Origin of the sequence: Anaerobacillus alkalilacustris, from assembly GCF_001866005.1 — a bacterium.
Taxonomy (GTDB): domain Bacteria; phylum Bacillota; class Bacilli; order Bacillales; family Anaerobacillaceae; genus Anaerobacillus; species Anaerobacillus alkalilacustris.
The window spans coordinates 280,117-291,247 of sequence record NZ_MLQR01000031.1 but is presented as its reverse complement, the minus strand read 5'-3'; the positions used below and the strand labels follow the sequence as shown (position 1 = coordinate 291,247).

Annotated in this window: 10 protein-coding genes; all 10 read left to right on the top strand. The window is 33.7% G+C overall.

Going from position 1 to position 11,131, the window contains the following annotated elements; translation table 11 throughout:
• The 10 genes from tnpA to rpiB all read left to right on the top strand — a co-directional run bounded on the left by tnpA (nucleotide 1) and on the right by rpiB (nucleotide 11,096).
• Nucleotides 1-330, top strand: coding sequence for an IS200/IS605 family transposase (gene tnpA, locus BKP37_RS14210; protein WP_425424993.1), 330 nt, complete (start codon nucleotides 1-3; stop codon nucleotides 328-330).
• 821 nt (nucleotides 331-1,151) lie between these two features.
• Entirely contained in the window at nucleotides 1,152-1,823 is a 672-nt protein-coding gene (gene fsa / locus BKP37_RS14200) for a fructose-6-phosphate aldolase (protein WP_071310260.1), read from the top strand.
• A gap of 411 nt (nucleotides 1,824-2,234) precedes the next feature.
• Complete coding sequence (locus tag BKP37_RS14195) at nucleotides 2,235-3,434, top strand: MFS transporter (protein WP_071310259.1); 1,200 nt, start codon at nucleotides 2,235-2,237, stop codon at nucleotides 3,432-3,434.
• An 888-nt stretch (nucleotides 3,435-4,322) separates the two neighbouring features.
• Nucleotides 4,323-6,380: a BglG family transcription antiterminator gene (locus BKP37_RS14190; RefSeq protein WP_071310258.1), complete on the top strand. Its 2,058-nt coding sequence runs from the start codon at nucleotides 4,323-4,325 to the stop codon at nucleotides 6,378-6,380.
• A gap of 61 nt (nucleotides 6,381-6,441) precedes the next feature.
• Nucleotides 6,442-6,903 carry a PTS sugar transporter subunit IIA gene (locus BKP37_RS14185; protein WP_071310257.1) on the top strand — a complete coding sequence of 154 codons (462 nt, stop codon included), beginning with the start codon at nucleotides 6,442-6,444 and terminating at the stop codon, nucleotides 6,901-6,903.
• Nucleotides 6,904-6,922: 19 nt separating this feature from the next.
• A complete protein-coding gene (locus BKP37_RS14180) occupies nucleotides 6,923-7,207 on the top strand; it encodes a PTS sugar transporter subunit IIB (RefSeq protein ID WP_071310256.1) in 285 nt (94 codons plus the stop codon).
• A gap of 167 nt (nucleotides 7,208-7,374) precedes the next feature.
• Nucleotides 7,375-8,637 carry a PTS galactitol transporter subunit IIC gene (locus BKP37_RS14175; RefSeq protein WP_071310255.1) on the top strand — a complete coding sequence of 421 codons (1,263 nt, stop codon included), beginning with the start codon at nucleotides 7,375-7,377 and terminating at the stop codon, nucleotides 8,635-8,637.
• 252 nt (nucleotides 8,638-8,889) lie between these two features.
• Entirely contained in the window at nucleotides 8,890-9,921 is a 1,032-nt protein-coding gene (locus BKP37_RS14170; RefSeq protein ID WP_071310254.1) for a zinc-binding dehydrogenase, read from the top strand.
• 32 nt (nucleotides 9,922-9,953) lie between these two features.
• Nucleotides 9,954-10,622, top strand: a complete 669-nt coding sequence (deoC, locus tag BKP37_RS14165) for a deoxyribose-phosphate aldolase (protein ID WP_071310285.1) — start codon at nucleotides 9,954-9,956, stop codon at nucleotides 10,620-10,622.
• A gap of 18 nt (nucleotides 10,623-10,640) precedes the next feature.
• Nucleotides 10,641-11,096: a ribose 5-phosphate isomerase B gene (gene rpiB / locus BKP37_RS14160; RefSeq protein ID WP_071310253.1), complete on the top strand. Its 456-nt coding sequence runs from the start codon at nucleotides 10,641-10,643 to the stop codon at nucleotides 11,094-11,096.
• The last annotated feature ends 35 nt before the right edge of the window (nucleotides 11,097-11,131 follow it).

The window sequence follows — 11,131 nt, the reverse complement described above, 5'->3', positions numbered from 1 at the left end:
ATAAGAACACGAGAGCTAATCAGGCAAGGATGCGAAGCGAGAGGCATCACCATTTTACAAGGAAGTGTTGGAAAAGATCACATCCACTTATTGTTATCATGTCCACCAAGTCTTGCCCCAAGTAAAATTATGCAGTACCTAAAAGGAAGATCCTCTAGGCTACTCCAGGATCAATTTCCTGAACTGAAAAAGAAATATTGGGGACAACATTTATGGGCAAGAGGTTATTTTTGTGNCACAGTAGGAAATGTGGATGAAGAAACAATTAGAAATTATATTGCAAACCAGTTTAATGAAGAAAAGAACGACATATTTAGGATTGAAGAATGAGTTTAGTCAAATTTTAGTTTGCTTAAGCATGTTGGACTTTGAGAGGACTTCAGTCTTAAGAAACGACTTTAGTCGTCGACATTTTATGTCCAAATCCACCTGCTTTGGCGGGTGGTCGTTTAAGCGTAGCGTAGTGGGAACTTCCATTCAAATGAGGTTGAGACTCCATCTGAATTTTCGATGTTCTAGCGAAGCTAGAACGAGTTCACTCAGTTATTCTTAATCAACGAAAAGCGCTCAATTGTGAGCTGAGCGCTTTTCGTGTAAAAGATTAATTTTTGTATATAAAAGCCTTGAGTATTCTGCATATAAAGATAAGGTAAGATTTTTGGTAGTATATTAAACTAGCAATTTATTGCAGTGAGGACATAGTGATTTTGTGTAACCTTTTGGTATTACCTGTTGACAGTTTTCACAAATTATTTCTGGAACTTCTTCAACTTTAGAGCTAGACTTCTTAGTTCTTGTGTACAGTACAGAAAACACAAAAATTATGACTATGAGTAGAATAATTCCTATCCATGTTGACACGAAATCGCCTCCTTAGAAGTAAGTGGTCTTACACTTTATAATACTCATTTGTAACCTGCTTTTAGAACTACAATATTTTAACGAAATAAGGATCTAAGATTTTTAATAAATTAATTAATGAATATAATTGAAATCTTAATCCCTTTAATCCTGCGATCTTAACTAAATCTAGTTGAGATTGTACCGAGTTAGTTCGATACAAAATCTTAGTTACGTAAAATCTGCATTTTGAAAATCATTTATGGAAACAAGACTTTTTATCTATAAAAATTTATTTGGGGGTAATTTTTATGAAATTTTTCATTGATACTGCAAACCTTGAAGATATTATCAAAGCTAATAAAATTGGTGTTTTATCAGGCGTTACAACTAATCCTTCCTTAGTAGCAAAAGAAGGAGTTAAATTCGAAGACCGTATTGAGGAAATTTGCCAATCAGTACCTGAAGTTGAATCTGTTTCTGCAGAAGTTACTCCAGTTGCTGTAACGGCTAAAGAAATGATCGCACAAGCAGAAGAGCTTATAAAAATTAATGGTAGAGACGATAAAATAACGATAAAACTTCCTATGACAATTGATGGGTTGGAAGCTTGTCGTTACCTTTCAAAAAAGGGTGTAAAAACAAACGTTACATTAATTTTCACTGTAAACCAAGCGTTATTAGCTGCTCGAGCAGGTGCTACATATGTATCTCCATTTTTAGGGAGACTAGATGATATTTCAGAAGATGGAGTGCAACTAGTTTCGAAGATTGCAGAATTATTCCGAGTTCATCAATTAGATTCACAAATTATTGCCGCTTCCGTTCGTCACCCAGATCATGTAACTCGTGTGGCATTGGCAGGTGCTCATATTGCAACAATTCCATATTCTGTAATAGATCAGTTATCAAAACATCCACTAACGAATCAAGGACTTGAGAAATTTGCAACTGATTGGAAAAAAGAGTTTGTGAAAATTTAATAATTATTTAAATGGTAGATTTTATAAATTCACTCAACTACCGAAGTCATACTATTACATGATCCTAGGCTCTTAAATTTTGTATTATGAAATTCTTCAAGGAAAAATACGATCAAAGAAACCGTTGTTCGTTTAATAAGGTGTATTAAGCTTCTGCTTAAAACACCTTATTTTTTCTATACAATAAGAAGTATACTATCAGATTAAATAAAGTCGTTACGATGCTACTATATTAACTTTCTAGCAAAAATGTACATAGCTGCATTCTGACCTAAGGTTGTAGGTAAGTCCTAAATTTTCTCAAGTTATAAGGAAAAAAATTATGTAGATAAATTCAATAAATAGTTTTATTCTGAAAATATAAAGTGCTTTCATAATTTCTAGGATGGTAAATAAGAACGGAGGATATCTTTGAGTAAAATACAAAAATTATTATTAATGATCCACGCCTCATATGGGTTAGCAGCAGTTATGTCTGGATTATTTCTTAATCTCTACTTATGGAGAATTGCACAAGATTTAACAGTTAATGCTCTATTTATTTTACTAACGTTTATTTTTGGAGCAGTTGCATTTTGGTTAGGAGGAATCATTTCAAAACAGAAGGACCGTAAAATTAGTTACCAATTGGGAATAGGATTAACGGCAGTTTTTTACCTTTTAGTTATTATACTACAAGAAACCGTTGCTTCAATTCCGATGTTAATTGGAGTATTAAATGGTCTAGCAGCAGGGTTTTATTGGCTAGGTTTTTTAATTTTACTATATGATTTGGTCGATGTGGAAGCAAGATCTGCTTTTCTAGGTAAACAAATGGCAGTTTTCGGAGTAGTTAATACAATAGGGCCAGCTCTTTCAGGAGGAATTATTAAATATTTTGACCTTTTCGGATATAACATTATTTTTACAGTATCTTTTGTTTTATTTGTCCTTGGAGTTATTTTAAGTATTTGGTTACCTAAAGATCAAGGTTCTAAACGGAAGCTTAAAACAGCGTTACTTTGGAGACTAACAAACCGTACACCTATATTTAAAAAAATGTGGTTAGGTTGGGTAGTTTTTGGATCAGTTGAAGGGTTAATTATCTTCTTGCCACCACTTTTACTGTTCATGGCTGTTGAAAATGAATTTTATGTGAGTATTGCGATTATTTTTCTAGGTATTATCGCTATCTTTTCAAGCCTTTGGCATACAAAATATAACCACAAGGAAAGAGAACCTTATACCGTTTTATATGTTTGGATCTTCTATACGATTTCATGTATACCATTATTGGTTAGCGTTAATTTGTGGACGATACTAATCTTTTTAATCGTAAATGAAATAAGTAAAGCGTTATTAGGGGTTACCTATTTCAGTTTTATGTTTCGATTAATAGGGACTTTACCCAAAAAAGCTGGACTACGTATCGAATCTTTGGTTGTTAGAGAGGTTACGATAAATATTGGTAGAGTAATGTCAGTAATCGCGCTTATCTCCCTTTATAATTTTAATCCAGAAACGATTTACTTTTTACTCTTTGGAGTAATTTTGATTCAAGGCTATCTATATAAGATAATGATTACAAAGACGGAGAATAAAGTTGAAAAAGTGGAGGTTGCAGCAAATTAAAAAAATTTTACAATGAATTCAATTACAATTAGCTGCTTTTGTCAAAGGACTGTTCAGGCCTAAGTAAGAATCGTATTCATCTACTATACGTAAATATAAATTAGTAAGATAGAGGCAGCTAGGCAAAACTATTGTCCGAGGGTAATATATAGTAATGATGTCGATGTTAGAACATGATTAACAGTAGTGAGATAATTAATGAATAGACTTGTAATTGAAGGATCGTCTTATGGAGCATTTTTCCCTAATAGGATCCTTTTTTGCATAATCAGAATTTATAAATTTCTAACTTGGAAACTGTCTAGCTTCAGCGCTTACGAGCTCGGTCAATTTAGTCAAGCAACTGACTTCAATTACCTCTTGAAAGCCTTCGTTGATTAGCCTCATGCAGCTTTGCTCCTGCGGTTACTCGTCGCACGGAAAACAATTGCTCCTGCGGTTACTCGTCGCACAAAACACTGCTTCGAGGAAGCTTACTACGAAGCGGCTTTGCTCTTGAGCAAACGGAGTAGCACAGGAGTAGCTGCTCGTGACCAAGGCGCTTGTGCTTTTCTTGTTAGAATTACTTATTATAAAAAACACTTAACATATTGTTATTAGATTACACTTTAGTACAAGTATTATTTTGGCAGGAGAAAAGTGACAAATAATTTAGAAGTAATTTGTACAGCAATTAAGTTTTATTAAAAGACTGAGTTTAAGTACTTACTCAAACTCAGTCTTTTCTTTTAAATACAAATAATTTCTTTAATTTCATATAATCCCAACGTTGTACATTAACGTTGTTCATCGTAGTTATGTACAATTCCATTACAACAATATGGGATGAAAGCGTGTTCAATTTAGGGTGTTACGGTGATAATATGGAATTAAAGAAAGGAGGACACGATGCACTTAGATGATCGATCTAATTATCTACTAAAAGAAGTGATTACAAATCCCGGAGTTAAAAACAAAGATCTAGAAGTGAAATTTAACTTAAGTAGAAGGCAAATAGGTTATAGTTTTGTAAAAATAAATGATTGGTTACAATCAAATAATTTTCCACCGATTGAGAGAAGTAAAAATGGAACGTTTATCATCAACCCAACCCTCATTACTCTCTTACAAGTGGAAAAAAAGCCAGCTCGATCTGATGAATATATTTTATCTGATAAAGATAGAGTATATATGATTTATTTAATGTTACTTAGTAGAAACGAAGAATTGTCATTACTACACTTTACAAGCACCTTAGAAGTCAGTAAAAACACAATCTTAAGTGATATAAAAAATGCACAAACTCAGTTAGCCCCATATAAGTTATTGATCCAGTATTCTAGACAAACAGGCTATTCAATTGAGGGAAGCGAGTTCCAAAAAAGAAAATTATTAATTTTTGTTATAGATAGAATTCTTGAAATGTATAACGGTGAAAGTAGATTACAACAAATTGCAAATATTAAAGAAGCGGATATTAGTGATTTACAAGAGAGAATTGAGAAAATAGAAAGTAAATTGAATTTAAAGTTTACTTGTGAAAAAGTTCGATCAATGCCTTATGAAATCTTACTAATAGTAAGGCGAATTAAACTAGGTAAGTATATTTCTTCCTTAAAAGTTCAATATGACGAACTCTCAGATACAAAAGAGTTTATAGCAGCTGAAGAACTACTGTATGATATTGAACATATTCCAAGTCAGGAACGTCTTTATATTACATTACATCTACTTACAACGAATATAGCCTCTTCTGAAATGTTAACAGAAGAAACAATACCAGAATTAATCGCTGCACTTAGAGAAATGTTAAGTCTTTTTGAAAAGTATGCGTGTATCGAAATTGAAAACAGAGACCATTTAGGAGATAAAATTCTTCTCCACCTAAAGCCTGCGTACTATCGAATTAAATATAAACTTACAGTTTCTAATTATTTAGTAGAAACGATTAATAAAGAGTATAAGGAGTTACATCATCTAGTAAAAAAATCATCGTTACCTTTACAAAAATTAATAGGTTGTGAGATACCAGATAGTGAAGCAGCATATTTAACGATGCTAATAGGTGGATGGTTAAAAAGACAAGGAGAAAACCTTGAGAGAAAAGTAAAGGCGTTAGTAGTATGTCCTAATGGTGTCTCTGTTTCCAAATTAATTGATAGTACACTACGAGAATTGTTTCCGGAATTTCTATTTCTAGATTCATTATCTGTTAGGGAATTTCAAAATTTTAAGCTAGACTATGATGTAGTTTTCTCACCCGTTTTTCTACAAACGAAGAAAAAACTATATGTAGTCAAATCCTTCCTTGAAAGAGATGATAAAGATCGGTTACGTAAACAAGTAATGTTAGAACTATATGGTTATGTACCATCAGAGATGAATGTAGAGAAAATACTAGAAATTATTGAGAGACATGCAAAAATTAACGATAAACATTCACTTAGTAAAGAATTAAATCAGTATCTACATCGTGACAATGAAATCAATGAGAAAAAAAAGATTGGAAACCATAAACCTCATTTAGCTGATTTAATTACTGGGGAAAAAATTATTTTAAAAAAATCTATCGAATCTTGGGAAGATGCTATTCGAGTAAGTTCAGAACCATTGGTGTTAAATGGAAGCGTTACCGAGGGTTATGTTGATGCGATGATTGAACGCTATGATCAAAATGATCCTTATATCATTATTGGCCATAACTTAGCTATTCCTCATGCAACACCTGAGGATGGTGTCAATGAGGTTTCAATGAGCTTACTGCGTTTGGAAGAAGGCGTTCAGTTTTCTAAAGAGCATAACGTACATGTTGTAGTTACTATTGCAGCTTTAGATAAAGAACAACATTTACGAGCCCTAACCCAATTAATGAAGTTATCAGGAAATAAAGAAGCTATAAATTCGATTATCCAAGCAAAGAACGAAAAAGAAATTTATCAGATATTGAAAAAGTATTCCATTGATTAAAAGACTACAAACAAGATAAAAAGTATGGTCCTTTAGTGAGGATGATAGGGGGTGACAACTTATGAACGACATAACTTTTGATGAAACATTGATATTACAAGATTTACAAGGAGATAGTGTTAAAGAAATCCTAGAGAATATGGGAAAAAATCTACGTGAAAAAGGGCTAGTGAAAGATAGTTTCATTGAGGCAGTGATTGAGAGGGAAAACAAATTCGCTACGGGATTGCCTACTAGAAGCATTTCAGTAGCTATCCCACATACAGACAGTGAACATGTGAACCAAAAATCCATTAGTCTAGGGATTTTAAAAGATACAGTGGATTTCGGAATCATGGGTGAAGAAAGCGCTACGACGCCAGTCAAGTTAGTATTTATGCTAGCAATGAATGAACAGCATTCCCAGCTTTCTTTATTGCAAAAATTAATGCAACTTTTTCAAGAAGAGGAAACGTTGCAAAGGTTAGTTAATGAGAGTTCGAAAACAACAATTAAAGAAATCATTAATCAAAAACTAAACTAAAAAACGAAAGAGGTAGATCATGATGAAAAAAAATATTTTAATCGCTTGTGGAGCTGGAATCGCAACATCAACAGTAGTAAATGATGCAGTTAACACGATTTGTGTAGAGAATGGAATCGAAGCTAACTTAATTCAAATCAAAATTACTGAAGTAGGTGGGTATGTAGATACGGCAGACTTATTAATTAGTACGACAATTGTTCAAAAAGAATATCCATTCCCAGTCATTAATGCAAGAGCGTTCTTAACTGGTATGGGTCTTGATGAAATAAAAGACGAGATTTTACAGGAATTAAAAAAGTAATCAAACTCATGAGTGAATTTCTTAATTACCTAAATGGAGCTAGATAAATCTAAATGTTGTTGGAAATACTCTTCATCCAACAACATTTAGTATCAGAGTAGCGAAAATAAACAATTATGGAATTCATTTATAAGACAAAAATTCATATTATTGGGGAGGACTTTATAATGGAAGGTTTAACTGAATTTTTGCAATCATTTTTAGCTTTAGGACCGACAGTAATTTTACCAGTGGCGATTTTCTTAATCGGTATTGCCTTTGGACAAAAGCCAGGAAAAGCGTTTCGTTCAGGTTTAACAATTGGGGTAGCGTTTGTAGGTATTTTCTTAGTCGTAAATCTCTTAGTTTCGAACTTAGGACCTGCAGCAAATGGCATGGTAGAAAGATTTGGAATCGATTTAAACGTCATAGATATAGGTTGGCCAGGAGCCGCTGCAATTTCTTGGGCATCGCCAATTGCGGCATTTATCATTCCGTTAGGTTTATTAGTCAATATTATTATGCTTGTAACAAAAACAACGAAAACAATGAACGTGGATATTTGGAACTTCTGGCATTTTACTTTTACAGGTGCTGTTGTTTATACGATCTCAGGAAGCATGATTCAAGGGTTGATCGCAGCAGTTCTTTTCCAAATTGCTTGTTTGAAAATTGCGGATTATACTGCGCCGATGTTAGATAAATACTTTGGTTTACCAGGTATCTCGGTAGCAACGGGAAGTACAGTATCATATGCACCAATTGGTATTCCGTTAGTATGGCTTATTCAAAAAATACCTGGAATTAATAAACTAAATGCTGATCCAGAATCAATTCAAAAGAGATTTGGAGTGTTTGGAGAACCGATTTTTATGGGGCTAGTTTTGGGGATGGCGCTAGGGTTTTTAGCAGGTTACCCAACAGGGGAAGTTATTCAAATTGGTATGTCAATGGCAGGGGTCATGGTATTAATGCCTAGAATGGTTAAAATCCTTATGGAAGGCTTAATGCCAATATCAGAATCTGCACGTGAATTTTTAAAGAAAAGATTTGGTCAACAAGATATTTATATCGGTTTAGATGCGGCAGTAGCAATTGGGCACCCATCAGTAATCGCAACAGCATTAATTTTAGTTCCTATTACTGTAGTATTAGCAATCATCTTACCAGGAAATCAAGTATTACCTTTTGGAGATTTAGCAACAATTCCATTTATCGTAGCCTTTATCGTAGGTGCTGCAAGAGGGAATATTGTTCACTCAGTTATCGCCGGTACAATCGTGATAGGTATGTCCTTATACATGGCAACTGCACTTGCAGGTATTCATACTCAAATGGCGATTGATGCAGCATTTTCTATACCTGAAGGAACAAGTTTGATTTCAAGTATTGACCAAGGTGGTAACTTAATCAACTATGTCATCTATTTATTCTTTGAGATCTTTAACTAATTATTAATTAACAGAAACTCAAAATTTCGGGAAATCGTCGGGTAAAATGACTTGAGGATTTCCCAAATTACTTCTTTTATATGTTATTAGTTTGTGAAAGTTATAACAAATAAAATGTTGATTAGAAAATAATAAATTTCATATTTAACGTAATCTGTACCAAACAAGGAACAGTATGAGGATTTCATTACCCAAAGAACGAACGTATGTTCCTTTGTTTACTTTTAATTTACTATAAAGGAGGAAATTTAAATGAAAGCTCTAGTTAAAACAGAATTAGGATTTGGGAATTTAGAAGTCTTGGATGTAGAAGAACCAACGGTGGGTAAAGATCAAGTGAAAATTTTAGTGAAGTATGCTGGGGTTTGTGGAACGGATATTCATACGTACGAAGGGAAATACAAAGTAAAAGCTCCTGTAACATTAGGCCATGAATTTTCAGGTGAAGTTGTTGAGATTGGTGAGAATGTGGAAGGAATTAAGATTGGTGATAAAGTAACAACAGAAACGACGTTTTATATTTGTGGAGAATGTAAGTATTGTAAAACAAAAGATTACAACTTGTGTAGTACAAGAAAAGGGTTAGGGACACAACAAAATGGTGGTTTTACTAAGTATGTCATTGCTCGCAAAGAAAGTATTCACATTTTACCCGGAAATGTAGACTATTTTACTGCAGCACTAACTGAACCACTTTCATGTTCACAACACGGAATTGCAAAAGCTAATATTAAAGAAGGTGAAGTTGTTGTAGTTCTAGGTCCTGGCCCTATCGGTTTACTTACTGCGCAAATTGCGAAGGATCTTGGCGCAACAGTAATTATTACTGGTCTAGATAAAGATACAAACAGGTTAGAAAAAGCAAAAGAATTAGGTATTGATGTTACCGTTAATATTCAAAATGAAGACATCAAAAAAATAGTAAATGAATTAACAGACGGCTATGGTGCGGATGTTGTTTTAGAATGTACAGGGGCAGTTCCTGCTTTAAATATGGGATTAGATCTCTTAACTAAGAAAGGACGTTACGTTCAAGTAGGAATCTTCGCCACACCAGAAGTGAATGTAGATTTTGAAAAAATTATTCAAAAAGAATTGGAAGTGATCGGTTGTAGAAGTCAAAAACCAGCTGACTGGCATGTATCGTTAAAATTAATGAATGAAAATCGTGTCGATGCTAAGTCTTTAGTTACTCATGAATATGACATAACCGAATGGGATAAAGCATATGAGGCAATTAAAAGTGGTGAAGCAATTAAAGTAGTGTTAACTCCTGTAGAATAATCAAATTAATGAGGGGATACTCGACTATGGATATGCAGAAAAAAGTTCTGAAAATACTTGATTATACTTTATTAAAACCAACAGCTTCAAAAGAAGACATAAAAACGTTTTGTGAAGAAACGATTGAACATGGATTTAAAACTGTTTTTGTTCATCCATATTATGTTTCGTTTGCAAATGAACGATTGAAAGATCATGGTGTTAAAGTTGGAGTTCCAATTGGATTTTCGTTAGGGGGAGCTACGACAAAGGTAAAAGTAGCCGAAACGTTGGACGCCATTAATAATGGGGCAACAGAAATCGATATGCTTATTAACTTAGGGGCCTTAAAATCGAAAGAATTCGATGTAGTGAAATACGATATCGAAGAAGTAGTGAAAGCCTCAAATGGATTAACAACTAAAGTTATTATTGAAACTGCACTTTTAACAGAAGAAGAAAAAATAACTGCTTGCAAAATCATTGTGGAAGCTGGAGCTGACTTTGTCAAAACAGCTACGGGATTTAATGGTGGTGGAGCTACAATTGAAGATGTTAAATTACTACGTTCAGTTGTAGGCGAAAATTTGGGGGTAAAAGCAGCTGGAGGAGTTCGAAATTTTCAAGATGCTGTCAATATGATTGAAGCAGGTGCAACAAGAATTGGAACAAGCGGTGCGATCGCAATTATTTCTGGAAAGAAATCTGAGGAAACCTATTAGCCTAAAGAGGTGTGTACTATGAAAGTGTATATCGGTAGTGATCATGGTGGTTTTTTCCTTAAAAATGAAATTATCACCTTATTACAAGAGCTGCAAGTTGAAATTGAAGATGTAGGTGCATTTTCAACCGAAGCTCATGATTTTGGCCCCATTGCCAAACAAGTAGCAGAGGAAGTCTCTAACAACTTCGATTCAAGAGGAATTTTAATTTGTGGAACTGGAATTGGAATGTCGATTATGGCTAATAAAGTTACTGGTATTCGAGCTGCTGTAGTACATGATGTATTTTCAGCAGAAGCCACTAGAGCACATAATAATTCTAACGTGTTATGTATGGGTGAAAGGGTAATTGGTAAAGGTTTGGCCTTTAAGATTGTTGAGACGTGGCTTTCTACCTCCTTTGATGGTGGAAAACATGAAAGAAGAGTTAATTTTATTCACGAATATGAAAAACATAAGAGTTATTTAAACTAAAAAATTAAATTCATTTCGTAGGTTCATAGGAATTA

What these genes read in the sequence shown, in the direction of transcription:
- fsa (WP_071310260.1), top strand. Translation starts at nt 1,152, where the DNA reads ATGAAATTTTTCATTGATACTGCAAACCTTGAAGATATTATCAAAGCT.
- BKP37_RS14190 (WP_071310258.1), top strand. Translation starts at nt 4,323, where the DNA reads ATGCACTTAGATGATCGATCTAATTATCTACTAAAAGAAGTGATTACA.
- BKP37_RS14185 (WP_071310257.1), top strand. Translation starts at nt 6,442, where the DNA reads ATGAACGACATAACTTTTGATGAAACATTGATATTACAAGATTTACAA.
- BKP37_RS14180 (WP_071310256.1), top strand. Translation starts at nt 6,923, where the DNA reads ATGATGAAAAAAAATATTTTAATCGCTTGTGGAGCTGGAATCGCAACA.
- BKP37_RS14175 (WP_071310255.1), top strand. Translation starts at nt 7,375, where the DNA reads ATGGAAGGTTTAACTGAATTTTTGCAATCATTTTTAGCTTTAGGACCG.
- BKP37_RS14170 (WP_071310254.1), top strand. Translation starts at nt 8,890, where the DNA reads ATGAAAGCTCTAGTTAAAACAGAATTAGGATTTGGGAATTTAGAAGTC.
- deoC (WP_071310285.1), top strand. Translation starts at nt 9,954, where the DNA reads ATGCAGAAAAAAGTTCTGAAAATACTTGATTATACTTTATTAAAACCA.
- rpiB (WP_071310253.1), top strand. Translation starts at nt 10,641, where the DNA reads ATGAAAGTGTATATCGGTAGTGATCATGGTGGTTTTTTCCTTAAAAAT.